This window comes from Kitasatospora sp. NBC_00039 (assembly GCF_045160625.1).
GTDB lineage: Bacteria > Actinomycetota > Actinomycetes > Streptomycetales > Streptomycetaceae > Kitasatospora.
Map to the genome: position 1 here is coordinate 4,485,594 of NZ_CP108289.1, position 25,401 is coordinate 4,510,994.

General features: G+C 72.5%; 28 protein-coding genes and 1 riboswitch. Of the genes, 15 read left to right on the plus strand and 13 right to left on the minus strand.

Going from position 1 to position 25,401, the window contains the following annotated elements; all coding sequences use genetic code 11:
* Positions 1 to 107: 107 nt before the first annotated feature.
* Positions 108 to 1,064, minus strand: coding sequence for a LysR family transcriptional regulator (locus OG286_RS19805; RefSeq protein WP_405365630.1), 957 nt, complete (start codon positions 1,062 to 1,064; stop codon positions 108 to 110).
* A 126-nt stretch (positions 1,065 to 1,190) separates the two neighbouring features.
* Between OG286_RS19805 and OG286_RS19810 the strand changes: the two genes are divergently transcribed.
* Positions 1,191 to 1,586 carry a VOC family protein gene (locus OG286_RS19810; protein WP_405365631.1) on the plus strand — a complete coding sequence of 132 codons (396 nt, stop codon included), beginning with the start codon at positions 1,191 to 1,193 and terminating at the stop codon, positions 1,584 to 1,586.
* Positions 1,587 to 1,666: 80 nt separating this feature from the next.
* Here OG286_RS19810 and OG286_RS19815 read toward each other — a convergent pair whose 3' ends face one another.
* Positions 1,667 to 2,272: a DUF5994 family protein gene (locus OG286_RS19815; RefSeq protein WP_396322916.1), complete on the minus strand. Its 606-nt coding sequence runs from the start codon at positions 2,270 to 2,272 to the stop codon at positions 1,667 to 1,669.
* Between the two features lie 102 nt (positions 2,273 to 2,374).
* Between OG286_RS19815 and OG286_RS19820 the strand changes: the two genes are divergently transcribed.
* Positions 2,375 to 2,806, plus strand: a complete 432-nt coding sequence (locus OG286_RS19820; protein WP_405365632.1) for a CBS domain-containing protein — start codon at positions 2,375 to 2,377, stop codon at positions 2,804 to 2,806.
* 134 nt (positions 2,807 to 2,940) lie between these two features.
* Here the strand turns inward: OG286_RS19820 and OG286_RS19825 are convergent, their stop codons facing one another.
* Entirely contained in the window at positions 2,941 to 4,617 is a 1,677-nt protein-coding gene (locus tag OG286_RS19825; protein WP_405365633.1) for an ice-binding family protein, read from the minus strand.
* A gap of 240 nt (positions 4,618 to 4,857) precedes the next feature.
* Between OG286_RS19825 and OG286_RS19830 the strand changes: the two genes are divergently transcribed.
* Positions 4,858 to 5,151 (plus strand): hypothetical protein, encoded by a 294-nt coding sequence (locus OG286_RS19830; RefSeq protein WP_396322919.1) that lies wholly within the window; start codon positions 4,858 to 4,860, stop codon positions 5,149 to 5,151.
* A 47-nt stretch (positions 5,152 to 5,198) separates the two neighbouring features.
* On the opposite strand, the gene OG286_RS19835 is transcribed toward OG286_RS19830, so the two are convergent.
* The 5 genes from OG286_RS19835 to thiC all read right to left on the minus strand — a co-directional run bounded on the left by OG286_RS19835 (position 5,199) and on the right by thiC (position 9,121).
* Complete coding sequence (locus OG286_RS19835) at positions 5,199 to 5,630, minus strand: hypothetical protein (RefSeq protein WP_405365634.1); 432 nt, start codon at positions 5,628 to 5,630, stop codon at positions 5,199 to 5,201.
* Positions 5,631 to 5,734: 104 nt separating this feature from the next.
* Complete coding sequence (locus OG286_RS19840) at positions 5,735 to 5,887, minus strand: thiamine biosynthesis protein ThiC (protein WP_396322921.1); 153 nt, start codon at positions 5,885 to 5,887, stop codon at positions 5,735 to 5,737.
* A gap of 38 nt (positions 5,888 to 5,925) precedes the next feature.
* Positions 5,926 to 6,672, minus strand: coding sequence for a hypothetical protein (locus OG286_RS19845; protein ID WP_396322922.1), 747 nt, complete (start codon positions 6,670 to 6,672; stop codon positions 5,926 to 5,928).
* Positions 6,669 to 7,157: a GNAT family N-acetyltransferase gene (locus tag OG286_RS19850; RefSeq protein WP_405365635.1), complete on the minus strand. Its 489-nt coding sequence runs from the start codon at positions 7,155 to 7,157 to the stop codon at positions 6,669 to 6,671. Before OG286_RS19850 ends, OG286_RS19845 begins: the two co-directional genes overlap by 4 nt.
* A gap of 152 nt (positions 7,158 to 7,309) precedes the next feature.
* A complete protein-coding gene (gene thiC / locus OG286_RS19855; protein WP_396322924.1) occupies positions 7,310 to 9,121 on the minus strand; it encodes a phosphomethylpyrimidine synthase ThiC in 1,812 nt (603 codons plus the stop codon).
* Positions 9,117 to 9,251, minus strand: a riboswitch (TPP riboswitch). (Overlaps the previous gene by 5 nt.)
* A gap of 96 nt (positions 9,252 to 9,347) precedes the next feature.
* Between thiC and OG286_RS19860 the strand changes: the two genes are divergently transcribed.
* The 8 genes from OG286_RS19860 (at position 9,348) to OG286_RS19895 (ending at position 19,825) form a co-directional block, all read left to right on the plus strand.
* Positions 9,348 to 9,554 carry a hypothetical protein gene (locus OG286_RS19860; protein ID WP_405360645.1) on the plus strand — a complete coding sequence of 69 codons (207 nt, stop codon included), beginning with the start codon at positions 9,348 to 9,350 and terminating at the stop codon, positions 9,552 to 9,554.
* A 272-nt stretch (positions 9,555 to 9,826) separates the two neighbouring features.
* Positions 9,827 to 11,314, plus strand: a complete 1,488-nt coding sequence (locus OG286_RS19865) for a flotillin family protein (protein WP_405360643.1) — start codon at positions 9,827 to 9,829, stop codon at positions 11,312 to 11,314.
* A gap of 210 nt (positions 11,315 to 11,524) precedes the next feature.
* Entirely contained in the window at positions 11,525 to 14,305 is a 2,781-nt protein-coding gene (locus tag OG286_RS19870; protein ID WP_405360641.1) for a PKD domain-containing protein, read from the plus strand.
* Positions 14,306 to 14,420: 115 nt separating this feature from the next.
* The gene (locus OG286_RS19875) at positions 14,421 to 15,434 is read left to right on the plus strand and encodes a 3-oxoacyl-ACP synthase III family protein (protein ID WP_405360639.1); all 1,014 of its coding nucleotides are present in this window, start codon (positions 14,421 to 14,423) and stop codon (positions 15,432 to 15,434) included.
* Positions 15,431 to 16,171, plus strand: a complete 741-nt coding sequence (locus OG286_RS19880; protein WP_396322929.1) for a glycosyltransferase family 2 protein — start codon at positions 15,431 to 15,433, stop codon at positions 16,169 to 16,171. Before OG286_RS19875 ends, OG286_RS19880 begins: the two co-directional genes overlap by 4 nt.
* Positions 16,172 to 16,263: 92 nt before the next feature.
* Positions 16,264 to 17,742 carry a class I adenylate-forming enzyme family protein gene (locus OG286_RS19885; protein ID WP_405365636.1) on the plus strand — a complete coding sequence of 493 codons (1,479 nt, stop codon included), beginning with the start codon at positions 16,264 to 16,266 and terminating at the stop codon, positions 17,740 to 17,742.
* Complete coding sequence (locus OG286_RS19890; RefSeq protein WP_405365637.1) at positions 17,739 to 18,908, plus strand: cytochrome P450; 1,170 nt, start codon at positions 17,739 to 17,741, stop codon at positions 18,906 to 18,908. Before OG286_RS19885 ends, OG286_RS19890 begins: the two co-directional genes overlap by 4 nt.
* Positions 18,899 to 19,825, plus strand: a complete 927-nt coding sequence (locus tag OG286_RS19895; RefSeq protein WP_405365638.1) for an NAD-dependent epimerase/dehydratase family protein — start codon at positions 18,899 to 18,901, stop codon at positions 19,823 to 19,825. The genes OG286_RS19890 and OG286_RS19895 overlap by 10 nt, the downstream gene beginning before the upstream one ends.
* Before the next feature lie 47 nt (positions 19,826 to 19,872).
* Here OG286_RS19895 and OG286_RS19900 read toward each other — a convergent pair whose 3' ends face one another.
* Entirely contained in the window at positions 19,873 to 20,073 is a 201-nt protein-coding gene (locus OG286_RS19900) for a DUF5326 family protein (RefSeq protein WP_396322933.1), read from the minus strand.
* A 292-nt stretch (positions 20,074 to 20,365) separates the two neighbouring features.
* Between OG286_RS19900 and OG286_RS19905 the strand changes: the two genes are divergently transcribed.
* Together OG286_RS19905 and OG286_RS19910 are read left to right on the plus strand one after the other, a co-directional pair.
* Positions 20,366 to 20,548 (plus strand): N-acetylmuramoyl-L-alanine amidase, encoded by a 183-nt coding sequence (locus tag OG286_RS19905; RefSeq protein WP_405360630.1) that lies wholly within the window; start codon positions 20,366 to 20,368, stop codon positions 20,546 to 20,548.
* Positions 20,549 to 20,717: 169 nt separating this feature from the next.
* Positions 20,718 to 21,977, plus strand: coding sequence for a hypothetical protein (locus OG286_RS19910; protein ID WP_405365639.1), 1,260 nt, complete (start codon positions 20,718 to 20,720; stop codon positions 21,975 to 21,977).
* 46 nt (positions 21,978 to 22,023) lie between these two features.
* On the opposite strand, the gene tenA is transcribed toward OG286_RS19910, so the two are convergent.
* Positions 22,024 to 22,692: a thiaminase II gene (gene tenA / locus OG286_RS19915; protein ID WP_396322936.1), complete on the minus strand. Its 669-nt coding sequence runs from the start codon at positions 22,690 to 22,692 to the stop codon at positions 22,024 to 22,026.
* 89 nt (positions 22,693 to 22,781) lie between these two features.
* Positions 22,782 to 23,099 carry a cupin domain-containing protein gene (locus tag OG286_RS19920; RefSeq protein WP_396322937.1) on the minus strand — a complete coding sequence of 106 codons (318 nt, stop codon included), beginning with the start codon at positions 23,097 to 23,099 and terminating at the stop codon, positions 22,782 to 22,784.
* A gap of 102 nt (positions 23,100 to 23,201) precedes the next feature.
* Here OG286_RS19920 and OG286_RS19925 point away from each other — a divergent pair, with 102 nt between their 5' ends.
* Positions 23,202 to 23,579 carry a phage holin family protein gene (locus OG286_RS19925; RefSeq protein ID WP_396322938.1) on the plus strand — a complete coding sequence of 126 codons (378 nt, stop codon included), beginning with the start codon at positions 23,202 to 23,204 and terminating at the stop codon, positions 23,577 to 23,579.
* A gap of 105 nt (positions 23,580 to 23,684) precedes the next feature.
* Here OG286_RS19925 and OG286_RS19930 read toward each other — a convergent pair whose 3' ends face one another.
* Together OG286_RS19930 and OG286_RS19935 are read right to left on the minus strand one after the other, a co-directional pair.
* Positions 23,685 to 24,104: an SsgA family sporulation/cell division regulator gene (locus OG286_RS19930; protein ID WP_396322939.1), complete on the minus strand. Its 420-nt coding sequence runs from the start codon at positions 24,102 to 24,104 to the stop codon at positions 23,685 to 23,687.
* Positions 24,105 to 24,351: 247 nt separating this feature from the next.
* Positions 24,352 to 24,504: a hypothetical protein gene (locus tag OG286_RS19935; protein ID WP_396322940.1), complete on the minus strand. Its 153-nt coding sequence runs from the start codon at positions 24,502 to 24,504 to the stop codon at positions 24,352 to 24,354.
* Between the two features lie 328 nt (positions 24,505 to 24,832).
* Between OG286_RS19935 and OG286_RS19940 the strand changes: the two genes are divergently transcribed.
* Entirely contained in the window at positions 24,833 to 25,387 is a 555-nt protein-coding gene (locus OG286_RS19940) for an NUDIX domain-containing protein (protein WP_396322941.1), read from the plus strand.
* The last annotated feature ends 14 nt before the right edge of the window (positions 25,388 to 25,401 follow it).

A 25,401-nucleotide genomic window follows, 5' to 3' on the forward strand; every position in this document is an offset into this window, starting at 1 on the left:
CGCCCCGGCCGCACCGGGGCGGGCGGGGCGGGCCGGGGCGGGCGTCCGCAGCAGGGCCGGGCCGTTCGGTCACTGCGCCGCGGCCGGCGGACGGGCCGCCGGATCGATCACTCGTCGATCGCGGCGGCATCCGTAGCGGCGGCCTCCGTCGCAGCGGCCTCCCTGGCGGTGGCATCCGCAGTGGCGGCATCCGTCGCGGCGCGGACGAATGCGCGGACCCGCTCGGTGGTGTTGCTCTCCCTCCACACCAGCCCCCGTTCGATCGGCGGCGCGTCGTGGACCGGCACGTAGGCGATGTCGGGGCGGGGGTAGTACTGCCGGGAGTGCTCGCCGACGGGCAGCACGCCCTGGCCCAGTGCGACGAGGGTGAGCATCTCCGAGAAGGTGTTGCCCACCGGCCCCTTCGGCACCGGCCGGCCGGACGGGGTGCGGTCGGGCGTCCGGTCCCGCTTGAACCCGGCCGAGGTGGCCGCCGGGTACTGCACCACCGGATGGTCGCCGAGGACTTCGACCGACACCCGGGCCTCCCGCGCCAGCGGATGCCCGGCGGCCACCGCCAGCACCCGCCGCTCCGAGAGCAGCACCGGCCCGCAGACCAGGCCGTCGCCGTCGAAGGGATAGGCGGCGATGAGCAGGTCGACGGAGCCGTCCAGCAGGCTCGGACGGGAGTTGAAGAGCTGCACCTCGCGCACGTCGACCCGGCAGCCGGGGTGGCGCTCGCCGAACAGCCGGACGGCCCTGAGCAGCACCGGCGCCGTCCACTCCCCGAGGAACGCGACCCGCAGCTCCCCGGTCACCCCGCGCCCGGCGTCCACCGCCCGCCGCACCGCCTCCTCGAACCCCACGACCAGCGGCGCCAGGTCGTTCGCCAGCCGCTGCCCGATCGCGGTCGGCCGGACGGTACGGCTGGTCCGCTCGAAGAGCCGGGCGCCCGTCCGGCGCTCAAGCTTCCCGATGACCTGGCTGATCCGCCCGGTGGTCACGCCCAGCCGCTCGGCGGTCCGGCCGAAGTGCAGCTCCTCGGCGAGCGTCAGGAAAGCCTCGACCTCGTGCCGCTCCCACATACCCCGACATCCGATCGTTGAGTCCGACTCAACGATCCTAGTGCAGACGTGCGTTGATGACGCCCCCCGAACGGCAGATCATGGAACACGTCACGAGGACCACCGCCCACCCCCCGGGAGCCCACCATGGCCGCCGTCCGCATCAAGGCCTTCGACCACCTCGTCCTCAACGTCCAGGACGTCGAGCGCTCGCTGGAGTTCTACGTCGGCCTGCTCGGCCTGGAGCCCGTCCGGGTCGACGAGTGGCGGGCCGGGCGCGTCTCGTTCCCCTCGGTGCGGATCACCCCGGAGACCATCATCGACCTGAGCCACCGCGACCGCGGCGAGTCCAACGTCGACCACCTCTGCCTGACGGTGGACCCGCTGGACTGGCAGGAGGTCATCGACTCCGGCGTCTTCACCGTCCTCGAAGGCCCCGTCTCCCGCTACGGCGCACGCGGCAACGCGACCTCCGTCTACGTCCAGGACCCGGACGGCAACACCGTCGAGCTCCGCTGGTACCCGGAGGACGCGCCGCAGTAGCCGGCCCCGCGCCTCCTTCGTGGCCTCCTTCGCGGCCCGTCCAGGTCACGGCCTCCTTCACGGCCTCCTTCGCGCCCCGTTCAGGCGAGCAGCTCGGCCGCCGGCGTGTGGTTGCCGGCCGCCGCGGCGCCAGCCATCGCGAACGCCGCGATCCCCGGGTCGGTGCCGGGCGGGACCACCAGCAGGAGGAAGTGGTCCTGGAAGCCCCGGGTGAGGCTGATGGTCTCGTCACTGCCGGCGAACCAGCCGATCCGGACCACGAGCCCGTCCACCAGGACCGACCGGGGAATGTCGGTCCAGGCCGCGGAGTCCAGGCCGACCCGGACGATCCGGCCCAGGTGGACGCCGAGTGCGGTGATCAGATCCGGAAGCTCGGCCCGGATGTCGTTGGACCGGGGCCACCACGCCCCGTCGAACACGCCCGCGCGCGACATCGTCGGCTCCAGCACGAGACGCGGCAGCAGCGGGACCCCAGGGGTCGACCACGGCCCCGCGGCGGAGATGGGAAGAGGAATCGGCATCATCACGAGCCGCCCGTCAGGCCCTTCGGGAAGGACCGCATCATGACCCAGGGCGACACCGGTGCGAGTACCGGCATTCCACATGTCCTCGGTTGCCTCCCAGGCTACTCCGGCCGGCCCCCGGGGAGGCCCCGCCGGGAGTAGCCTGGACGGTATCCAGGGCATCTCGCATCCCGGTCCCCGATCCGGCCTCGTTCTGGGTGCACGACGGCACCGGGCAGCCGACAGACGGGCCGCCCGGAGGCGGGCTCGGGCGACATCATGACCGTGACCATCAGAAGCACCCCTCCCGCACGGCCGGCCGGCACCGCCCTCACGGTCGCCGACGCCATGGAGCCGTACGAGTACCAGATCGCCGACGACAGCACCGTCGACCAGGCCAACGACATCTTCCACAGCGCGCACGTCGCCTACCTGATCGTCCGCGACCACGACGGGCTCTGCGCGGGCCTGGTGACCCGGATCGGGCTCCGCCCGTTCCTCGCCCGGTCCTGGTACACCGAGCACATCCCGGTCCGCGACACCATGCACCAGCGCGGCCCGTTCGCCTGGTCCACCATGGCCCTGGACAGTGCCGCCCTGGCGATGCGGATCAAGCGACTCGCGGTCTGGCCCGTCATCGACGACGACGGCTACCTCCTCGGCATCCTCACCGCCGACCGCGTCACCGCCATGACGGCCGCCCGCGCCGCCGCGTGACGGCGCAAGCGACCGGGCACCGGAGCACGCCGGTGCCGGCCCCACTCCGGGCCGGCACCGGCGAGCGACGCGGCGTCAGTCGACGAGCAGGAGACAACCGCACCGGGGACGCCGGGTGTTCACCCCTGCGAGGGCTAATGCCGCCGGCGGGCGGTGGCTCGTCCGCTTCGCCTCACGAGGACGACCAGAGCGCCTCCCAGGACGACGGCGATCGCCGAACCCACCGCGATGCCGACGGATCCGTCCGAGCCGGTGGCGGCGAGTGCCTGCTCCGACCCCTGGTGCTGAACGGGAGCGCCCTGCTCGTGACCGACCGGGGCGTTGTTGGGGTTGCCCTGCTCATTGCCGTGACCGACCGGCGCATTGCTGTGGTTGCCCGGGCCGTTCCCGTGATCACCGTGCTCATGACCACCGTGCCCCTGGTCGCCGTGACCAGGAGACTGGGGCGGCCCTGCCGGACCCGCCGGCCCTGCCGGACCCGCCGGACCCGCCGGGCCGGGAGCACCGGGCGAACCGTTCGCACCGGGCGAACCGTTCGCACCGGGCGAACCGTTCGCACCGGGCGAGCCATTCGCACCCGGCAGGCCATTGGCACCCGGCGAACCGTTCGCACCCGGCGAACCGTTCGCACCCGGCGAACCGTTCGCACCGGGGGCACCGGGAGCGCCGGGGGCACCGGGGGCACCGGGGGCACCATTGGGGCCGGCGGCACCCGGAGAGCCGGGCGCGCCGGGCACGCCGGGCGCACCGTTGGGGCCGGGCGCACCGGGAACGCCGGGCGCACCGGGCGCGCCGTCAGGCCCGGGAGCACCGGGAGCACCGGGCGCACCAGGCACACCGGGGGCACCGTTAGGTCCTGCGGCACCCGGAGAGCCAGGTGCGCCGGGCACACCGGGCGCACCGTTGGGGCCGGGCGCACCGGGAGAACCGGCCGCGCCAGGAGGGCCGGCAGGACCGCTCGGACCCGCCGGCCCACTCGGTCCGGGCGGGCCGCTCGGTCCGGGCGGGCCGACGGTGCAGGCCGCCCTCGTGATGGTGTTGTCGTCCAGCGTGACGGCCCCCGTGCGCGCCAGGGCACGGCCTTCGATCACCGAGGCGTGATTCACCGTGATGGACGCGAGGGCCATGATGTTGCCCTTGAAGAAGGAGTTGACGTCGATCGTCGCGGAGCTTCCCACCTGCCAGAACACGTTGCAGGCCTGCGCCCCGTTGACCAGGCTGACGACGCTCGACGGGGCCGTGATCAGGGTGGAGGCGATCTGGAAGATGAAGACGGCACTGGGATCGCCCAAGGCGTCGAGAGTGACGGTCCCGGTGAGGTTCAGCGACGACGTCGCCTTGTAGACGCCGGGCGTCAGTGTCAGTCCGCCGATGTCGCCCGGAGACGTCAGGCTGGCCGTGGGGGCCCGGCCTGCGGCGTCGTTGTAGGCGATGACCAGGTCGGACTGGGCCTGGGCGGCCTGGGCGTCGTTGACGTGCTGGACTCCGTTCAGGATCCCGGGCGGAAAGCCCGTCACACTGGTACCCGGGCTGAGTCCCAGGTCCCCGTTGATCACGCTGGGACCGGTGTTGGTGACCGTTGTGGCGCCCAGGACCGCGTAGCTGGTGTCGGTCCCCAGCGTCACCGGCGCCTGGGCGGCGTGTGCGGGGCTCGCGACCAGACCTGCCGTCGCAAGCAACGTGACGCCGGACAGCAGTGCGAGCGCCCCCGTGAGTCGGGCGCGTCTGCGCCCTCTCTCAGGTGGGGCGGACGGAATGGCATCGACTGCCATAGGACAGGACCCTTTCTTTTCGCCGTTGAGCTCCGTCACCCGAAAAGAGGAATTCGGAGCGCCGATGGTGAGTTCTGGTCGGACCACAAGCCCTCGTACACGCGCCTCGGGCGCCACGGGCGGCCCCCGGGAGCTCCGCAGAGCGGCAGCCCGTCAGGGTGGTGATGCACCGTCACAAACTCAGTACACCGTGCAACAGCAACATGAAAAGGAAAGAATGATAAAGATGCAAAAGGGTGACGCACTGCCGCCAGTGGGGCATTTTCCCCACGCTCCGGCGTGTCGTTGGCCTACGCACTCAACGGCTCGTATACGGCCGCCGGCTCGGCTTCAATCGACCCTCTCGGATACGGCCGCGCCGGCGGCACCCGGGAGAACGGCGAGCCGCGCAAGGAACACGACGTGTGGGTGTTCGTCCGGGACGGCGGCCTGCGGTGCCAGGTCATCGACGCCATCCAGGCGCCCGACGGGTCCGACGTTCCCGGCATTCTCAACGGGCTGCTCGCCGACCGCCCACAGGACCTCTCCCCCGAGCACAAACTCGGCCTCATCCGCGAGATCCTCGGGCTCTGACCCCACCCCGGGCATCCCGCTCGCCGGACACCGGCCGGACCGACCCGTCAGCTCCTCACCTGGGCCGTATCGACGGCGAAGCTCAGCAGATAGGTGTGGAGAACAGCACTGCTCAGGCTGGTCACCGGCTCCGGATGGCGGACCGGCGGGTACGCCGCGACGATCACTGCACGCACCCGCTCGGCGTCGGTCAGCTCGACGGAGCGGACCTCCACATGCACCAGATCCTGCGGGATCGGACTCGCCCCCGCCCGGGGGTCCCCGGACGGGCCGGGATCGGGGAGGCTCCTCCCCGTCGCAGCCACGGGAGCGACATCGACCACCAGACGCCGGTAGACCCCCTTGGTCCACAGCCCGCCGTGCAGCCCGCTGATCGGGGTGAGGCAGTCGACCACAGCCGCGATCACCCGCATCGGCGCATCGCCGCCCTGACCGACGACGGTGAGCTCGGCGAGGCCCGGTCGGAGCATCTGGCTCATACGTCCATGGTGCGCCTCGACCCGGGTCGACGGTCGCGATCCCGCGGCACGGCACCGGCCAGCGCCCTCCCCTCCGAAGCACGGGCCGGTGTCGTCCGGAATGGTCAGTCCGCGAGCGGGAGGTAGACCCGGTTGCCCTGGGCGGCGAACTCCTCGGACTTGGCCTGCACGCCGGCCAGCGCCGCGGCGTCGAAGTCGCTCGGGACCGCGCTGGAGCCGTCGCCGTGCTCGTCGCGGATCTTCCGGCTGATCTTCATCGAGGGCAACTTCAGCCCGAAGGCAGCACATTCGGAGTTCAGGCCGGATCACCCAGGCTGGGCCGCATCAACACCAGGTCCTCGTCCCAGGCATCCAGAACGGGCCCGTGGCCGGCCTCGCGTGCCACGGCCTCGACCTTGGCGAAGAGCTGTCGCTGCATGCTCACCTCACCCGTCGCCGCGATGCTTCCGATCGTGTCCAGCAGCGATCGCGTCTCCCACGCCGGCAGGGGAAACCTCTCCAGCTCCCACTCCAGGTACTTGTTGTAGGGGCGCGGACGACGGTCCATGGCGAACAGCAGTTCCAGCAAGAAGCCGACACTGTCGGCCGCGTCGAGACGGCCCGCGAGCAGGTGGCCGTCACGGGTGTTCTTGACCGACCGATAGAGCGAATTGGCATAGGCATCCAGCCAGCCGGCAGCGTCCCGGGAAGCCTCATCCATGCCGAGCCGCCCCTTGGCGGCGACGATCTCCAGGATCCCACCGTCGAGTCGGTCAAGCAGGACGCGGGCCCGAGCGATGGCGTACCGCTCCCAGTCGCCGAGCCGTCGGAACTGCTCGACCGTGGTGACGACAATGTCGAGCTCTGCGGAGCGGTAACCGTCGAGACCGGAGAGGTCGCTCTCCTCATCGTCGGCGAGGACGACGTACACATCGTGGTCGGAGTGCTCGGTGACCATGCCATCGTGAGCGTGGGAGCCTTTGAGGACAAGTCCGACGACGGCCGGATCGGTTGCGGCCAGGGCGACAAACGCCTCGTAGGTCAACGGATGCCCGGGGTTCACACCAAGTCCTTGCGCATCAACGTGCACATCGTCTCGTACCTCCGGATCGAACCGTTCTCCGCCTCCACGTCCCAGGAGTCCGGCTCACGGCCGTACGCCCGGTAGCCCAAGCGCTCGTAGAGGGCCCGCGCTCGGGGGTTGTCCTCCTCCACGCCCAGTTCCGCCCGCGCCAAACTCCTGGCCGTGATCCGCTGCTCCGCAGAGCGGATCAGCAGTGTGCCGATTCCGCAGGACTGGAGAGCCGGGTGGACGCCGAGCTGCCAGAGCATTCCGGCGCTCTCCTTCACTGTGTAGTCGACGCCGCCGAGCGCCACGGGAAGCCCCACCGGCGTGCACACCGCCAAGTAGTCGATCTCGCCGGCCTCCGCCCGCCGCAGCTGGTCCGCGAGTTGCCGCACGTGCAGCGCGTCGCCCGCCCACCCGCACGACGGCAGGTCCGCCTGGGCCAGGTCGCGCACCGACAGGACAATCCTGATCTCAGCCATCGCGACCACCGCTCCGTGAGGAAATCCTCCCTCCATGCCAGCACCCGACCGCCCGCCCCGTCCACGGGATTTCGGATGCCCGGCAGGCCGGGAACGACGAAGCGCCGCCCCGAGAGGCGAAAGCTCTCGGGACGGCGCTCAGGTGTCCTGGGTCAGTCCGCCATCGGCAGGTAGACCTTGCTGCCATGGGCCTTGAACTCGTCGGACATGGCCTTCATGCCCTCGACAGCCTCCTCGTCGTACTCAGGCGAGGCCTGACCCTGGCCGAACTGCTCATTGATGCTTTTGCTGATCTTCATCGAACAGAACTTCGGACCGCACATGGAGCAGAAGTGGGCGGTCTTGGCGGGTTCGGCCGGGAGGGTCTCGTCGTGGAAGGCACGGGCCGTCTCCGGGTCGAGGGCCAGGTTGAACTGGTCCTCCCAGCGGAACTCGAAGCGGGCGTCGGAGAGGGCGTCGTCCCACTCGCTGGCGCCGGGGTGGCCCTTGGCGAGGTCGGCGGCGTGGGCGGCGATCTTGTAGGTGATGACGCCGGTCTTCACGTCGTCGCGGTTGGGCAGGCCCAGGTGCTCCTTGGGCGTGACGTAGCAGAGCATCGCGGTGCCCCACCAGGCGATCATCGCGGCGCCGATGCCGGAGGTGATGTGGTCGTAGCCGGGCGCGACGTCGGTGGTGAGCGGGCCCAGGGTGTAGAAGGGGGCCTCGTCGCAGATCTCCTTCTGGAGATCCATGTTCTCCTTGATCTTGTTCATCGCGACGTGGCCGGGGCCCTCGATCATCACCTGGACGTCGCGCTCGCGGGCGATCCGGCCCAGCTCGCCCAGCGTCTGCAGCTCGGCGAACTGCGCCTCGTCGTTGGCGTCGGCGGTGGAGCCGGGGCGCAGGCCGTCGCCGAGCGAGAAGGTGACGTCGTAGGCCGCGAGGATGTCGCAGAGCTCCTCGAAGTTGCTGTAGAGGAAGTTCTCCTGGTGGTGCGCCAGGCACCAGGCGGCCATGATCGAGCCGCCGCGGGAGACGATGCCGGTCTTGCGGCGGGCGGTGAGCGGCACGTACCGGAGCAGCACGCCGGCGTGGACGGTCATGTAGTCGACGCCCTGCTCGCACTGCTCGATGACGGTGTCGCGGTAGACGTCCCAGCTGAGTTCCTCGGCCTTGCCGTCGACCTTCTCCAGGGCCTGGTAGAGCGGCACGGTGCCGATCGGCACGGGAGAGTTGCGCAGGATCCACTCGCGGGTGGTGTGGATGTTGCGGCCGGTGGAGAGGTCCATGACGGTGTCGGCGCCCCAGCGGGTGGCCCAGGTCATCTTCTCCACCTCCTCCTCGATCGAGGAGGTGACGGCGGAGTTGCCGATGTTGGCGTTGATCTTCACCAGGAAGTTGGTGCCGATGATGGCCGGCTCCACCTCCGGGTGGTTCACGTTCACCGGGATGACGGCGCGGCCGCGGGCCACCTCGGCGCGGACGTACTCCGGCGCCAGGCCCTCGCGCAGGGCCACGAACTCCATCTCCGGGGTCACGATGCCGCGCTTGGCGTAGGCGAGTTGGGTGACGGCGGCGCCGCCGCGGCCGCGCAGGGGGCGGCGCGGGCGGCCGGGGAAGACGGCGTCGAGGTTGCGCAGGTTCCCGCCGCGCGGCGAGGTGTGCTTGATCCCGTCGTCCTCGGGGCGGGCCTCGCGGCCGTCGTACTCCTCGACGTCGCCGCGCTGGCGGATCCAGGGGTCGCGCAGCGCGGGCAGGCCGCGCCGGACGTCGGGTTCGTAGGACGGATCGGTGTACGGGCCGGAGGTGTCGTACAGCGGAACGGTCCTGCCGTTGGTGAGCACGACCTCGCGGTACGGAACGCGCAGGTCGGGACGGGACCCGTCGCGGTAGGCCTTGCGCCAGGCCGGGGTCGGGTAGCCGGTGCCCGCGCTGCTGACGGCGGTGTTCTGGGCAGACTGCGGCTGTGCGTCGAACGTGGTCATCAGACCCTCTACTCCCTACGCCGGCATTACCCGGTCAGGTTCCTGCGGTCGACGCAGCGGTCGGCACGTCCAGCGACGTACCGGTCAGCGTCCTCTCAGCCCGGTGCTCCGAGCTCCCGTGTCCGCAGGCGGTGTTGCCTGCGCATGACGTCCAACACCGTAGCGAGCGGATCGCCGCTGGTCCAGACGGGTTCCAGCCAGTGGTCAGGGGTGGCACACTGGCGGCATGGTGGGGGCTACCGGCCGGGTGACCGGGAAGATCGGACCAGGACTGGTCGGCGAGGTGCTGGTCCACGTCCGCGAGCGGCGGAGCACCGAGGCGTTCCTCGCCCACCCGGCCGTGCCCGGCGAGGTGCTGGCGGTCGGCACACCGGTGGTCGTGGTGGAGTACCAGCCGCCGCGCACGGTCTACGTCGCTCACGCGCTGGGCTGACGCGCCCCACCCTCCGGGGCCGTCCACGGCGTCCCGCCGGCGCCCTTCCGACGTGCTTCCGGCGGCCTCCCGACGTGCTTCCGACGTCCTTTCCGGCGCCGTTCTGACGCCCCCTTGACGCGGTCTTGACGGTCCTGGTGCGAACTCGGGACGAAATGTCCTTCCAACTGATCCACGGGAGGCGCAGAATCTCCTGCTGCCACCGCGTTCCGCGCCATCCTGCAACAGAGCGCAGCCACGGAGCCGGTGTGCCCTGAAGGGGGAATTCGCCGATGCTGATCGGCATTTCGGGGGCGGTCGTCGCCTCCATCGTCATCCTGGTCGTTCTCTTCAAACTCATGTGGCGGGTCGCCGAGCCCAATGAGGCCCTGATCATCTCCGGTTCCAGGCACCGCGCCGAGGGGGTCGGCGAGGGGATGGGTTTCAGGATCGTCACCGGCCGCGGCACGCTCGTCACCCCGGGCGTGCAGGTGGTGCGCAAGCTCTCCCTCGACCTCAACGAGGCGGACCTGGACGTCGAGTGTGTGACGTCGCAGGGGATCCCGGTGCACGTCAAGGGCGTGGTCATCTTCAAGGTCGGCGACGACACGGTGTCGATCGCCAACGCCGCCCGCCGCTTCCTCGACCAGCAGCAGATGATGGGCCACCGGGTCCACAACGTCTTCGCGGGTCATCTCCGCTCCATCGTCGGCGGGTTGACGGTCGAGGACATGATCCGCGACCGCGAGCGGCTGACCGGGGAGACCCGCGCCGCGTCGGGCACCGAGATGGAGAAGCTCGGCCTGATCATCGACTCGCTCCAGATCCAGGAGATCCTCGACCCGACCGGGTACATCCAGAACCTCGCGGCCCCGCACGCCGCCGCCGTCATGCGCGACGCCCGCATCGCCCAGGCGGAGGCGGACCGGCAGGCCACCGAGGCCGAGCAGGAGGCCTTCGCCCGCAAGGCCGAGGCGACCCGTAACAGCGGTATCCAGCAGGCCGGTTACCAGGCCGAGCTGGAGACGGCCACGGCCCGCGCCCAGCAGGCGGGACCGCTGGCCCAGGCCGCCGCCCGGCAGGAGGTCGTGGTCCAGGAGACCAAGGTCGCCGAGCTGGAGGCGCACCGCAAGGAGCAGCAGCTCCAGGCGGACGTCCGCAAGCCGGCCGACGCCCGCGCGTACGAGACCCGGACCAAGGCCGAGGCCGACCGCGACGCCCGGATCTCGGCCGCGCAGGCGCAGGCCAAGGAGACGGAGCTCAAGGCGGCCGCCGAGGCGAACCGGGTGAAGGTGGCCGCGGGAGCCGAGGCGGAGGCCACCAAGGCCCGCGGCCTGGCCTCCGCCGAGGCCACCCGGGCGACCGGCCAGGCCGAGGCGGCCGCGGCCGAGGCCAAGGGTCTGGCCACGGCCGAGGCCACCCGGGCCCTCGGCCTGGCGGAGGCCGAGGCGATCAAGGCTCGGGCCGCCGCCCTGGCCGAGAACCAGGAAGCCGTCGTCGCCCAGCAGCTCGCCGAGAAGTGGCCCGAGATCGTCCGCGCCGGCGCGGAGGCCTTCGGCAACGTCGAGCACATGGTGCTGCTGAACGGCGCCGAGGGCATGGGGGAGATGTTCGCCAAGGCCCTCACCATGGGCGGCACCGGCCTCGGCCTGGCCCGCCAGCTGCTCGCCGGCATGAACGGCCCGGAGCGGCCGGAGCAGACCGGACGCCCTGCGCAGCCGGAGCCGGCCACCCCGGCGAGCGCGGTGGTGCCCGTCCAGCAGATCCCCGTCACGGACTGACCGGGGCTCCTCACGTGTCCGTCCGCCGTACCGGCGGGCGGGCACGCGTGCGCCGTCGATCGTTATCAGCCAACCCGATGACTGAAACGATCACCTCTGGCACCATAATGCTCACAACTGCTCCGCAGATACTTCTCCACCGCCCCACGGGTGCAGGTGACGAACGCGTCGAGCAGCAACAGACATTCACAAGCCAGGGGGAAGCACAAAGTGCGCCTTCGTCATGCCGTCGGCGTCAGCGCCGCCGTGGTCTCCGCAGTCGTCGGACTGCCGCTCCCGGCGGTCGCGGCCGAGCCCGCCACCGTCCTCTACGTCGACAACGGCCGGTCCGCCGGCTGCGACGACCACGGCACCGGCACCTCGGCCAAGCCGTACTGCAGCGTCCAGGCGGCCGCCGATGCGGCCCTGCCCGGACAGACCGTCCAACTCGCCCCGAACAGCGAGCAGCTCGGGGACCTCGTCATCACCCGCTCCGGCGAGATCGGCAAGCCGATCACCTTCCGAGGCAGCACGCTGGCTCCGCTGAGCGCCTACCAGCAGCCGTCGATCACGCCGTCCTCGGGCACCCCGATCCGGCTCACCAACGTCCACGACGTGGTCATCACCGGTATCGGCCTGGCGCACACGGAGATCGCCGGCTCGGCCCGCGTGGAGCTGTCCGAGAACTGGTTCGAGGACACCGTCGAGACCGCCGGGCCGCCGGCGCCCGCGGTCGCCGTCAAGGGCCAGAGCGAGGCGGTGACGGTCACCCGGTCGGTCTTCTACCACACCCGCGGGCTCTCGGTCGGCGCCGGTGCGCGGTTCACCACCGTCTCCGCCAACCAGTTCAGCCAGTCGACCGCCACCGCGATCGACGTCACCGACGCGACCGGCACGGCCGTCACCAACAACACGCTGACCAACGGCATCACGATGGGCCTCTCGCTGAACGGCGCCTCCACGGGCTCGGCGGTCGTCAACAACATCGTGAACGGGTCGAGCGTGTCGCTCTCGGCGGGCGCCGCCGCCGACGCCAAGGTCGACTACAACGTCGTCCACCCCGTCCAGGGCCTGCCCGCCTACAGCTGGGCCGGCACCGGCTACCAGTCGGCCGCCGAACTGCTCGCCGCGACCGGTCAGGGCGCCCACGACAACAACGCCGCGGTCACCTTCGAGAACGCCTTCCTGCCGCTCGCCGTCCCGACCCTGGACAACAGCAGCTCCGTGATCGACTCCGGCGACCCGGTGCCGCCCCGCGGCAACGTCGACCTGGCGGGCAACTACGCCACCGACCACCCGCTCGTCGCCAACAGCGGCCCGAACGGCGGCTTCCGCGACCGCGGCGCGTACGAGGTGCAGGGCCTGCTCGGCGTCGAACTGAAGGCCGCCGGCACCGTCCACCCGGAGCCCACCGGCCCCGGCCCGCTGACGGTCGACCTCACCGCCGTGGCCGACGACAAGTGGCACAGCGCGCTCACGTACACGTTCGACTTCGGGGACGGCAGCGCGCCGGTGACCACCCCGGAGAAGACCGTCCGGCACACCTACACCAAGGCCGGCGGCTACACCCCCAAGGTCACCGTCATCGACGGCCGCGGCGGACGGAAGACCGACGCCGTCGACTCGCCGGTCAGCGTGACCCAGGACGGTCAGATGAACCTGCTGCTGACCGGTCGCGTCAACAACATCCAGGACTCGCTCGGCTTCGAGGCCGACGCCACCGGCACCACCTCGCCCTGGGCGATCACCGGCTACACCTTCGACTTCGGCGACGGCACCACGCCCGTCACCAACACCACCGGCAAGGCGTACCACGCCTTCGCCCAGCCCGGCGGGCACACGATCAAGGTGACGGTGACCGACGACTCGGGCCAGAGCCGCAGCGGCAACCTCCCCGTCACCGTCGACTACGACCCCGCCGGCTTCAAGGCGCTCTCCCCGACGCGGGTGCTCGACACCCGCTGGGCCGGCGCCCAGAACCACAAGCTCGGCGCCGGAGAGACGCTCGACCTGGACGTCCGCCACCCCGTCGCCAACGGCGGCGCGACCCTGGTGCCGTACGGCGCCACGGCGGTCGTCCTCAACCTGACCGCGACCGAGGGCACCGCGGACAGCTTCCTGAGCGCCTACCCGACCGGCGGGACGCGGCCGATCACCTCGAACGTCAACTTCGGCCCCAGCCAGGACGTCGCCAACCTGGTGACCGTCCCGGTCGGCCCCGACGGCCGGGTCACCATCCGCAACAACGCCGGATCGGTGCACGTCGTCGGGGACGTCCTCGGCTACTTCGACCCGACCAGCAACCAGTGGTACCAGCCGGTCACGCCCGCCCGGCTGATGGACACCCGCAGCACCAACGCCCCCCTCGGCCCGGACTCCTCCCGCCGGCTGAAGGTGGCCGGAGTCGGCGGCGTCCCCGCCGACGCGACCTCGGTGGTCCTCAACGTCACCTCCACCGAGTCCACCGCCAACAGCTACTTCACCGTCCACCCGGCGGGCTCCCCGCTCCCCGTGAACGGCTCCAACCTCAACACCGTTCCGGGCCGGGACATCCCCAACCAGGTGGTCGTCCCGGTGGGCGGTGACGGCTCCGTCGACATCTACAACCACGCCGGCAGCGCCCACGCCATCGTGGACGTCTTCGGCTACTACAGCCCCAACGCCCGGGGCCGGTTCACCCCGGTCGTCCCGAGCCGGCTGCTGGACTCCCGTGACGGCGGCGGTGCCAAGTTCGGCCCCGGGGGCACCCGCACCGTGACCGGCGTGCCGGCCGGCGCCGTCGCGGCCGCGGTCAACCTGACCGCCACCGAGACCGACACGAACACCCACCTCATCGCCTGGGCCACCGGCTCGGCCCGCCCCGACACCAGCAACCTCAACGCCTCCCCGGGCCTGGACGTGCCCAACCACTCCACCGTCCCGGTGGACGGCCAGGGCCGCTTCGACCTCTACAACAACGCCGGCTCCACCCACGTGATCGCCGACCTCTTCGGGTACTACAAGAACATGTAGCGCCCCGCGGGCGGGCCGTCCGACCGGACGGCCCGCCCGATCGAGTAGCCCGCCCGCGCCCACCTGAGTACCCGTACTCAGGTGGGCGCTGCGCTGCCCGCCGGAGCATGGAGGCATGCACCCAGCAGCCACCGCGCGGATCGGCATCACCGCCGTCGGATCCCACCTGCCCACCCTCCGCCTGACCTCCCAGCAGCTCCAGGACGAGGTCACGGCCGGCGGCCGGCTCCGCCTGCCGGAGCGGATGTTCGAGAAGGCGACCGGCATCGTCACCCGGCACTTCGCCGCCGACGGCGAGTACGCCTCCACGCTGGCGGTCGGCGCCGCCCGGCGCGCCCTCGACGCCCGCGGCCTGGACCCGTACGACATCGACCTGCTGCTCTACGCCTCCGCCACCCGGGACATCTGCGAGCCGGCCACCGCCCACCTCGTCCAGGCCGAACTCGGCTCGCACGCCCACGCGCTGGACGTCAGCAACGCCTGCAACAGCTTCCTCAACGGGATCGACCTGGCCCGCGCGATGATCCTGGCCGGCCGGGCCCGGCGCGCCCTGGTGGTCACCGGCGAGACGCCCAGCCGGGCGATGCGCCGAGACCCGGGCGGGCTCGCCGACTTCCGCGACGGCTTCGCGGGCTACACCTTCGGGGACGCCGGCGCGGCCGTCGTCGTCGAGGCCGTCGAGCGCGGCGGCATCCTCGACGTCGAGACCGAGACCGCCTCCGAGCACTGGGAGGCCGGCGGCATCCCCGGCGGCGGCTCGCGCCACCCGCGCGGCGACGAGTACAGCTACTTCCGGGGCGGTGGCAAGGAGTTGCGCGGCGTCTTCGAGAAGATCGGCGGCGCCATCCTGACCCGGGTGGCGGCCCGCACCGGCCTCGGCTGGGACGACTACGCCCGGGTGCTGGTGCACCAGGTCACCGTCCCGTACCTGGAGCGCTTCGTCGAGCTGACCGGGGTGCCCGCGGAGAAGCTGGTCCTCACCGTGCCGGAGCTGGGCAACATCGCCAGCGCCACCATCGGTGTCCAACTCGACCGAATACGACCGGAGCTGGAGCAGGGAGACAAGGTGCTGCTGATCGGCCTCGGCGGTGGCGTCAGCCTGATGACGATGGTCTGGGAGGCGTCATGACCGACCTGTGGGTGGTCGTCCCCGCCTACCAGGAGGAGGCCCGGATCGAGGGCACGCTGAACGCCCTCGCCGCCCAGCTGGACCGGGAGTTCACCCTGCTGGTGGCCGACAACGGCTCCACCGACGCCACCGTGGCGAAGGTCCGGGCCTTCGCCGGTCGGGCGCCGTTCCCGGTCGAGGTGCTGGTCGAGCTGGAGAAGGGGGTCGGCTCGGCGATCGACACCGGCTTCCGGCACGCCATCGCGCACGGTGCCACCCTGCTCGCTCGCACCGACGCCGACTGCCTGCCCGAACCCGGCTGGACGGCCGCCGCCCGGGCCGGGATGCTCGAAGCCCGCGGCCTGGTCTGCGGCCGGGTCACCGCCCGCCGGGACGAGCACGGGCCGGCCGGGCGCGCGGTCTTCCTGGCACTGGTCGCGGCCGGCGCGCTCTTCGGCCGGATCCGGCCCGCGCACCGCCGCCGGCACGGCTACCTCACCCCGTACCGGATGCACGCGGGCAACAACATGGCGATCACCGCCGAGCTGTACGAGGCGGTCGGCGGGATGCCGCGCCGGCCCTCGCCCACCGACCGGATGTTCATCAACCGGGTGCGCCGGCACACCACCGCGATCGTCCGCCGCCGCGACATGGTGGTGCAGAACTCCACCCGCCGGATCCGCGCGTACGGCGTGGTCGGCACCGCCCGCTGGTACCTGGAGCGCGGCGCCGGCCCGCGTTCCGCCGACGTCCGCTGAACCGCCGCCGGGCGCCGCCGGCCGCCCGCCGAACGCCCACCGAGCGCCCGGCCACCGCCCGCCCACCGATCCCGCTCCGCTGAGGACACACCGTGCTCGACCGGCTCGCCCACGCCCTGCGCACCGTCCACCCCGACCGGCCCGCCGTGCTGCACCACACCCGCACCGGCGCGGCCAGGGTCCGGATCCGCCGCGGCGAACTCGCCGACCTCGCCGAGGTCTACGCCGCCGCCCTGCACGCCCGCGGCCTCACCGACGGCGCCACCCTCGGCGTCGCCGTCCGCCCCGGCCCCAGGGCACTCGCCGTGATGCTGGCCGCGCACCGGCTCGGCCTGCGGATCGCCGTCCTCGACCCGGCCGCCGGGCCGGACGTCCTCGCCGCCCGCCTCGCCCTCGCCCGGCCCGACCTGGTGCTCGCCGACGCCGCCGCCCAGGCGGTGGCCGGCTGGGCCGGTCCGCTCGCACGCCGTGCCGATCTCGCCCTGCCCCGGCTGACCTCACTCGGCCCGGTCGCCACCCTCGGCCGCCGGCTGCCCGGCTGCGCGCCCCGGCTGCGGACCGGTGCCACCACCACTCCCGCACCCCGCACCGGCGGCCGCGACACCGACGCCGTGATCGTCTTCACCTCCGGCACCACCGCCCGCCCGCGCGCCGTCGTCCACACCCGGGAGGGGCTGGCGGCCGGCCTGCGGACGGTCACCGAACTGGTCGGCCCCCGCCCCGGCACGACCGTGCTCGGCGGCACCTTCTTCGTCCTCGTCCCCTCCCTCGCCGCCGGCGCCACCGTCGCCCTCCCCTCCCGGACGCCCGCCGCACTGGCCCGCCAGCTCACCCGGTCGGCTCCGGCCCAGACCTACCTCACCCCACCCCAGCTGCGCGCCGCCCTCCGCTCCGGGGCGCGCTTCCACGGCCGCGTCTGGACCGGCTCCGCGCCCGCCGACGCCGCCCTGCTGCGCCGGGTCAAGGAGGCCGGCGCCGACGAGGCCTGGGGCGTGTACGCGCTCACCGAGCTGTTCCCGGCCGCCGCCGTCGAGGAGGCCGAGAAGAGCGCCTTCACCGGCCCCGGAGACCTCGTCGGCGCACCCCTGCCGGGTGTCCGCACCGACCTCGGCCCGGACGGCGAACTGCTGCTCGCCGGCCCCGGCGCCCGCCACCGCTACCTCGGCGAGGAGCCCGACCCGTGGGTCCGCACCGGCGACCGCGCCGCCCTCGCCCCGGACGGCCGGATCGTGCTCGCCGGGCGCCTCAAGGACATGGTGCTGCGGGGCGCCGAGAACATCTACCCCGGCCTGTACGAGCCGGCACTGCACCTGCCCGGCGTCGAACTCGCCGTCCTGGTCGGCGTCCCGCGCGCTGGCGCACCGGGTGACGAACGGCTGGTCGCCCTGGTCCAGCCCCGCCCCGGCACCGACCCGCACGGGCTGCGCACCGCGCTGCAGGGCCCGCTGGACCGGATGGGATCCGCCCGCCCGGACGCGGTGCTGTTCGGCGAGGTGCCGCTGGCCGGCCGCTCCCGCAAGCCCGACCGGACGGCCGCCTCGGCCTACTGCGCACGGGAGTTGACCGCATGAGGACCGCCTCCACCACGACCACCACCGCCTCCGCCGTGGCCACGGCCTCCGCCGCGACCGTCGCCTCCCTCCTGACCGCCGCCTCCTCCCGGGCCGCCCGCCGGCGCGACCGCCGGGTCTACCTGCGCAGCCATCCCGTCCTGTTCGCGCTGCTCTGCGGCACCCGCCGCCGCCCGGTCGTCCGGCTCGGCCGGACCGTCCTGGTGCACGGCACCGATGCCTACCGGGAGGCACTCACCCGCGTCCCGCTCGACCGCACCGCGCCCGGCACCACCGGCGGAGCCGCCGCCGAACTCACCGACGGCGGGCTGCTTTTCGACCAGGAGGGTGGCGAACACCGCTCCGCCCGCCGCGAGTTGGCCGCCGACCTGGCCGGGGGAGCGCTGGACCGGATCCGCCCCCGCTGGCAGGCCGTGCTCGCCGAGCGCGTCCCGGACCTCGCCGCCGGCTCACTCGAACTCGTCGACCTCGCACGGGAGCTGGCCGGCGTGACGGCCGCCGCACTGACCGGCTCCGACGCCGGCCCGCGCACTCTCGCCCGGGCCGCCGCCGAGGCCGCCGCGGCCGCCGCCGGCGATCACCTGCCCGGCCCGCGCCTCCCCGGCCGCCGCGCCGCCGCCGGCACCGCCGCCACCGCAGCCACCGCAGCCGCGGCCGAACTCACGGCCCTGCTCCCCGACCCGCTCCACGCCATGCTCACCGTCGCCGCCGTCAACACCACCGTGGCTGCCCTCCCCCGGGCCGCCGCCTGGTGCGCCGACGCCGGCCTCTGGCCTGCCGTGGACGCCGCGACCGCACCCCGGCTGGCCGCCGAACTCCTCCGGCTGACCGCCCCCTCACCGCTGCTCCCCCGGGTGGCCGCCGCCGACGCCATCGTGGCCGGCTGCCCGGTCCGGGCCGGCGACCGGCTGGTCCTGGTCGCCCGGCACGCCGCCCAGGCCCACCGGACCGCCCCCGCCACCACCGCGTCCGCCACCCAGGCCGTCTTCGGCGCGGGCCCGCACGCCTGCCCCGGCGCCGGCCTGGCCCGCGCCCAGCTCACCGACCTCCTGCTCGCCCTCGCCCCCCACCGCCCGGTGGTCGCCCGCGCCCGCGTCGACCGCCGCTCCGCCCTGCCCGGCTACGCGGAGCTCACCGTCCGCGCGGGAGCCGGCCGATGCGGGTAGCCGTCACCGGCGCCGGCGGCTTCTGCGGCTCGCACGTCGCCCTCGCCGCCGCCGCGCTCGGCCTCGACGTGCACTGCTACGGCCGCTCCCCCGGCCCGGTCGGCCGGCACGTCCGCTGGGACGCCACCGTCGAGGAGCCGGACCTGACCGGCGTCGACGTGGTGGTGCACTGCGCGGCAGCCGTCGCCGACCTGCCCCCGGGCTCCCCCGACGAGGCCGGCCAGTACGCCGTCAACGTCACCGGCACCGAACGCCTGATGCGCGCCGCCGCCGGCCGCCCGGTCGTCTGGGTGAGCAGCGCCAGCGTCTACGACCCCCGGATCGGCCGCGAGTCCGTCACGGAGCACCACCCCACCGACGGCGGCCACCTCAACGCGTACGGGCGCACCAAGGCGGCCGGTGAACGGATCGCACTGGCGGCGGGCGCCGTCGTGCTGCGCCCGCGCGCCGTCTACGGGCCGGGAGACCCGCACCTCGCCCCGCAGCTGCTGGCCCGCGCCCGCCGCGGTCTGCTGCTGCTCCCGGGCGGCGACGTCCGGATCAGCCTCACCGCCGTGCAGAACCTCGCCGACGCCTGCCTGGCCGCACTGGGCCTGACCGGTCGCACCGCCTGGACGCCGGGGGCGTACAACATCGCCGACGGCCGGCACTACCGGCGCGACGACGCCGTCCGCAGGGTGCTCGCCGCGTACGGCGTCCGGGCGCGGATCGGCCACGTGCCCGCACCGCTGGCCCGGCTGGCCGCCCGGACCGGGCGTCTCCCCGGTCTGACCCCGTACGCGGTCGACCAGCTCGCCCACAGCGTCACCCTCGACCTCTCCCGCGCCCGCGCCCAGCGCTGGCAGCCGTTCTGGGACCTCGACACGGTGCTGCTGCTCGACCGGGCCGCCCGCACCGGCGTGCCCGCGAACGACTGACGCCCGCACCCCCGCCGAGGGGGTACGGGCGTCCGAAGGGCCGGTGGCTAGCTCTTGGCGGCCTTCTTCACGAGGATCACGACGGCGGCGGCGATCCCGACCACCACCAGCAGCTTGAAGGCCAGGCTCAGCAGCGCGCCCACCACGCCGAAGACGAATCCGATGACGTTCCAGGCCAGGATCAGCACCAGCACCGGGACCACGATGTTGCGCACCCACGAGGGCAGCGACTTCCAGAACTCAGCCATGTCCGTTCCTTCTCTCCCCTCGGGCCGGCTGCCGTCCGGTGCCGCATCCCGCTTGCTTTCGATACTTCGATCGTACGGGGACGCAAGTGCCGGAACGAGAGCCAACGGCCCGGAGAGAACCCGGAGATCGCCCCTGACCCCGCCCCGGGGGGAAACCCTCGGAATGTGCGCGGGAACACCCCGGAAAGATCTTCGAAACCGGCAGCAACCCACCGGCGGGTCACACGTCTCTCAGTACACGGACCTCCGGGGGGAGTTCGGAGGTCGCTGTCCGAGGGGATTCCCGTCATGCGTGTTCGACCCTCGCTCTCCGCGGCCGTGCTACCTCGACTACACGGCGGGACGGACGGTCGCCAACGGCGTCACCACCGAGACCACCGTGGTGCAGGGCTCCGACGGCGCCGTGTGGTTCCGCAACAACGCGGGCTTCACGCACCTGCTCGTCGACGCCACCGGCTACTTCACCACCGGCTGACCGGTTGCGGCACCGGCCCGGCGGCCCGTTCACCCGGTGGGGGCGGGCCGCCCAGCGCGGCCCGGGTAAATGTTCGCCCGAGCCCCACAACCTTTTCCCCGCCCGTCGGTCTACCTAGGCAGAGACCTCCGGGTCGAAGCCGGAGGCTGCCGTCGCAGGGGGAGTCCGCATGCGCGCAAGACACGCCACCGCCCTCGCCGTCCTCACCGCACTGGTCCTCACCGGGCCCGCCGTCCTCGCGGCCCCGGCCGCCCTCGCCGCCCCGGCCGTCGTCGCCGCCCCGGCGGACGACCTCACCACCCCGGCCGGCTTCACCGGGATGAGCCCGACCCGGGTACTGGACACCCGGGACGCCCTGTTCGTCCCGAACGGCCAGCAGCGGCCGCTCAACCCCGACGAGTACTACACGACCCCGCTCGTCGCGTTCAGCTCGCACATGCCGCCGGCCACCTACCCGGTCGTGCCCGCCGACACGACGGCGGTGGTGGTCAACGTGACCGCCACCGACCCGACCGCCGACGGCTACCTCTCGCTCAGCGCGGCCGGCCACCCCGGTACCGTCCCGGCCACCTCAAGCCTCAACTTCACGGCCGGCACGACGGTGTCGAACCTGGTCACCGTCGCGGTCACCCCCGGCACCAATCCGGCGATCACCGTCTACAACCACGTCGGCACCACCGACGTCGTCCTGGACGTGGTCGGCTACTACCAGCCCGGTGCGGCCGACAAGTACGCACCCCTGACGCCCTCGCGGCTGGTCGACAGCCGTACCGACGGCGGCCGGCTCGGCTGGGGCGGCGTCCGTTCGGTCCAGGTCGCCAAGCCGGAGCTCGGCACGGCCGACGCCCACGCGGTGATCCTCAACGTCACCGCCACCGAGGGGTCGGCCGACAGCTACCTGACGGTCTACCCGACCGGCAGGGAGCGGCCGTACGTGGGCTCGAACGTCAACTTCGCCTCGGGACGGACCGTTGCGAACCAGGTCGTGGTCCCGGTCGGCGCCGACGGGAGTATCGACATCTTCAACCACGTCGGCTCGGTGGACGTCGTCGTCGACCTCGTCGGCTTCTACGGCCCTTCCGGCGCCGGGCTGTTCAGCGCGCTCACCACCCCGGTCCGGGCGTACGACACGCGAAGCTCGACGCCCCTGGAACCCGGCGGCACCCGCACCGTCCCCGTGGTCCAGAACCACCTCATGGGCGCGGCCCTCAACGTGACCGCCACCGAGCCGACCACCGACGGCCACCTCACGGTGTACCCCGCCGCCGCGGTGTCCAGGCCGGACACGTCCACCCTCAACTTCACCGCCGGCCAGACCGTGGCCAACTCCGTCACCACCAGAACCGACGGCGGACTCGTCAAGGTCTACAACAACGACGGCTACACCCACGTGATCGCCGACCTCACCGGCGTCTTCGTCGCGGGCTGACCGCACCTGTGCGTTCCCTCCCCGCGGCCGCGGGGAGGGAACGAGGTCAGACCGGCCAGGTCTCGCCGCGCCAGGCGGCGTCCCAGAACATCCACTCGTACCTCGAGGTGGTGGTGAAGTGCTCCACCACCCGGCGGCGTTCGGCCGGGGAGATCTCCTCGCCGAGCCGGTCGGTGAGCGCGAGGACCCGGCGCACCACGGACTGGAACGCCTCGTCGCCGTAGGTGGCGATCCACTTGGCGTACAGCGGGTCGGGGGAGCCCTTGGCGAGCAGTTCACCGCCGACCCTGGCGTAGATCCAGTAGCAGGGCAGCACCGCGCCGACGGCCTCCGCGAAGGAGCCGCCGTAGACGGTGGCCAGCAGGTAGCTGGTGTACGCGCGGGTGGTGGGCAGCACCGGCTCGGCGGCGGCCGCCTCGGCGCTGCCGCCGAAGGCGGTCATGAAGTCGGCGTGCATGCCCTGCTCGGCCGCCAGTGCGCCGACCGCGTCGTCGGCGAAGGCCCGCACGTCCTCCTCGCCGGGCGCCTTGGCTGCGCAGACGGCGAGCGCGCGGGCGTAGTCGCGCAGGTAGTGCGAGTCCTGGACGACGAAGTGGCGGAACGCCTCGCGCGGCAGGGTGCCGTCGGTGAGACCGCCGATGAAGGGGTGGTCGAGGATCTTGGCGTAGACCGGCTCGATCGCCGCCCAGAGTTCTTCCGTCAGGCTCAGGCTCATACCCCGACCCTAACCGGGCCGCCGCCCCCGGCCGCGGAGCCGTTCAGTCCTCGGGCGGGGACCCGTTCAGTCCTCGGGCGCGGATCCGTTCAGTCCTCGGGCGGGGAGAACACCACCAGCACCCGCAGCTCCTCGGTGATGTGGTGGAACCGGTGCGGCACGCCCGCCGGGACGTAGACCACCGTCCCGCGGGCCACCGTGGTGGTCTCGTCGCCGACGGTCAACTCCGCCCGGCCGCTGATCACCTGGTAGATCTCGTCCTGGGCGTGCGCGGTCTGCGGATCGGTGTCGCCGGGGGAGAGCGCGTAGAGGCCGGCGGACATCCGCGGCTCGCGCAGGAAGCGCAGATAGGCGCCGTCGTTGGCGGCGCGCTCGGCGTCCAGTTCGTCCAGCCGGAACAGCTTCATCGGGGGCGCCTTCCTCGTCCTGGCCCGGGTCCTGGGGCATTCAACACCAAACATGCCGGTCCAGACCTTCCCCCCGCCCGACCGGCCTGCGACGCTGGCCCCATGAAGGGTTTCGTCATCAAGACACTTATCAACGCGGCCGCCATCTGGGTGGCCGCCTGGATCGTCACCGGCATCACGCTGACCGGCGACGACTGGCAGCACAAGACCCTGACGGTGATCGCCGTGGCACTGGTCTTCGGCGTGGTGAACTGGCTCATCAAGCCGGTGGTGAAGCTGTTCTCGCTGCCCCTGTTCATCCTCACCCTGGGGCTGATCACCTTCGTCATCAACGCCCTGATGCTCTGGCTGACCTCCTGGGCCTCGGACAAGCTCAACCTGGACTTCCACGTCGACGGCTTCTGGGCCGCGCTGTTCGGCGCGCTGATCATCAGCCTGGTCTCCTGGGGCCTCAACCTCGCGCTCGGCGACGACGACTGAGCCGCCGCCCGTGGCGGCCCGTACGAGCAGCGCCCCGTGCGAAGGGGCCCGCACCCGGTTCTCACCGGGTACGGGCCCCTTCCGCCGTTCCGGCCGGGCGACCGGTCACCGCTCACACCCTCTGAGGATGTCCGCGAGCTGGGCGTCGAGTTCGCCGCCGGTGAGCTCCTGCCCCATCGGCACCAGCCGGTCGGTGCGGGCCAGGAAGGCGATCAACGGGGGCGCGGAGGCGCGCAGCACGGCGTCCCCGCCGGGGGAGTGCAGCACGATGCAGACCTCGGAGAGCTCCTCGCCGACCGGGTGGATGTGCACGTCGCCCTCGCCCGCCGGCCCGCTGATCCCGTCGAGCAGCAACTCGCGGGCGAAGACCCAGGTGACCGGCTCGTCGCCGGGCAGGTGGAAGGTGCACCGGAGCGCGTACGGGTCGACGGGGTCGTAGCCGAGGTCGACCACGATGCGGAAGGAGAGCTCGGGGGAGACCACCAGGTTCATCAGCAGGTGGCCCTGGATCGTGCTGTGCTGCATGGCGCCAGTACCTCTCGTTCTGCCGGGAAGTGCGGGCCGTGGGTCCGCGGGTGGCCCGGCATGTGCAGTTCGCTGACATGGGAGGGAGTGCGGCTGTGCGGGCCGTGCGGCCGATTTGACGGTTCTGCGCTACCTCTCCCCGTTCCGTCCTCATCGTCCATGCCCGGGGACGCAGTGGACAAGGTGTGCTTTTTCCGATGGTGCACGAGGGGGATCGGGGTGGGCGGCCCATGGGGCACGAGGAGGGTCAGAGGACGGAGGACGGGTTCATCGCGCCGACACTGCGGGGCAGTTGCCCGGCGACGGCGGCCAACCGGCCGGCCTGGGCGACGGGTGGGGAGACGGCCCTGGGCTGCCGGCCCGTGCGCGACGGTGTCGTGCGGTCTGCGATCTGATCCATGGCCACACCCAGCCCCCAGCCCGAGTCATTGCACAGCAGGGCATGCGGAGTGAGGTGCTCCGATTCGCCCGATAGCGGCTCATTGCAGCACAGGGAGCGCGCGGCTGCAATCACTCTCGCACCGTTCCATCGGTAAATTCCTTGGAATCAAAGGCAAAAGTTCAGACTTTGCCGATAATTGCATGATCTGCATAACGCTCATCTTCACTATCCCAGATCCATCGCCGCCGTGAGCACTCCCCTGACGGACGCACCCGCATGCCCCGGTGTTTCGGCCCCCGCGGCCTGCGGGAGACTCCCGCACAACGCTCCAGCCCCGGAGGTCGCCATGGGCACCCCGCCCCGCCCCGTCGTCAAACGCACCGCGCGGGCGATCCTGCTGGAAATCGACCCGGACGACCCGCACGGCCCGGCCTCGATCGTGCTGATCAAACGGACCCGGCCCGGCTCCCCGCACCCGTACTGGATCACCCCGGGCGGCGGCGTCGAGGATGGCGACCGCACCGTGGTCGACGCCCTGCACCGCGAGGTGGACGAGGAGCTCGGCGGCAAGGTGGTGGGCGTCGTCCCCGCCTTCGTCGACACCGTCAGCCACACCCACCCCCACCCTCCGGGCGGGGGGACCCCCGTCGACGACGGCACCGTGCTCCACCCGCACGGGGTCAAGGTGCAGCACTTCTTCGTCTGCCGGCTGGCCTCGATGGACCTCACCCGGCGGCACGGCCCCGAGGTGGAGGAGCCCAACGGGGAGTACGAGGTGGTCCGGCTGCCCTTCACCCGGGAGGGCGTCACCTCGGTCAACGTCGTCCCGCCCAGCCTGCGCGCCTACCTGGCGGCCAACATCGAGGGCGTCCGCGCGCTGCTCGCGCCCGACCTGGGCTGAGCCCGGCGCGAGGC

Bases quoted from the DNA above. Each gene is read 5' to 3' on its own strand.
- OG286_RS19805 (WP_405365630.1), bottom strand. From the start codon at position 1,064: ATGTGGGAGCGGCACGAGGTCGAGGCTTTCCTGACGCTCGCCGAGGAG.
- OG286_RS19810 (WP_405365631.1), top strand. From the start codon at position 1,191: ATGGCCGCCGTCCGCATCAAGGCCTTCGACCACCTCGTCCTCAACGTC.
- OG286_RS19815 (WP_396322916.1), bottom strand. From the start codon at position 2,272: ATGCCCTGGATACCGTCCAGGCTACTCCCGGCGGGGCCTCCCCGGGGG.
- OG286_RS19835 (WP_405365634.1), bottom strand. From the start codon at position 5,630: ATGAGCCAGATGCTCCGACCGGGCCTCGCCGAGCTCACCGTCGTCGGT.
- OG286_RS19840 (WP_396322921.1), bottom strand. From the start codon at position 5,887: ATGAAGATCAGCCGGAAGATCCGCGACGAGCACGGCGACGGCTCCAGC.
- OG286_RS19850 (WP_405365635.1), bottom strand. From the start codon at position 7,157: ATGGCTGAGATCAGGATTGTCCTGTCGGTGCGCGACCTGGCCCAGGCG.
- thiC (WP_396322924.1), bottom strand. From the start codon at position 9,121: ATGACCACGTTCGACGCACAGCCGCAGTCTGCCCAGAACACCGCCGTC.
- OG286_RS19860 (WP_405360645.1), top strand. From the start codon at position 9,348: ATGGTGGGGGCTACCGGCCGGGTGACCGGGAAGATCGGACCAGGACTG.
- OG286_RS19865 (WP_405360643.1), top strand. From the start codon at position 9,827: ATGCTGATCGGCATTTCGGGGGCGGTCGTCGCCTCCATCGTCATCCTG.
- OG286_RS19875 (WP_405360639.1), top strand. From the start codon at position 14,421: ATGCACCCAGCAGCCACCGCGCGGATCGGCATCACCGCCGTCGGATCC.
- OG286_RS19880 (WP_396322929.1), top strand. From the start codon at position 15,431: ATGACCGACCTGTGGGTGGTCGTCCCCGCCTACCAGGAGGAGGCCCGG.
- OG286_RS19890 (WP_405365637.1), top strand. From the start codon at position 17,739: ATGAGGACCGCCTCCACCACGACCACCACCGCCTCCGCCGTGGCCACG.
- OG286_RS19895 (WP_405365638.1), top strand. From the start codon at position 18,899: ATGCGGGTAGCCGTCACCGGCGCCGGCGGCTTCTGCGGCTCGCACGTC.
- OG286_RS19900 (WP_396322933.1), bottom strand. From the start codon at position 20,073: ATGGCTGAGTTCTGGAAGTCGCTGCCCTCGTGGGTGCGCAACATCGTG.
- OG286_RS19910 (WP_405365639.1), top strand. From the start codon at position 20,718: ATGCGCGCAAGACACGCCACCGCCCTCGCCGTCCTCACCGCACTGGTC.
- tenA (WP_396322936.1), bottom strand. From the start codon at position 22,692: ATGAGCCTGAGCCTGACGGAAGAACTCTGGGCGGCGATCGAGCCGGTC.
- OG286_RS19920 (WP_396322937.1), bottom strand. From the start codon at position 23,099: ATGAAGCTGTTCCGGCTGGACGAACTGGACGCCGAGCGCGCCGCCAAC.
- OG286_RS19925 (WP_396322938.1), top strand. From the start codon at position 23,202: ATGAAGGGTTTCGTCATCAAGACACTTATCAACGCGGCCGCCATCTGG.
- OG286_RS19930 (WP_396322939.1), bottom strand. From the start codon at position 24,104: ATGCAGCACAGCACGATCCAGGGCCACCTGCTGATGAACCTGGTGGTC.
- OG286_RS19935 (WP_396322940.1), bottom strand. From the start codon at position 24,504: ATGGATCAGATCGCAGACCGCACGACACCGTCGCGCACGGGCCGGCAG.
- OG286_RS19940 (WP_396322941.1), top strand. From the start codon at position 24,833: ATGGGCACCCCGCCCCGCCCCGTCGTCAAACGCACCGCGCGGGCGATC.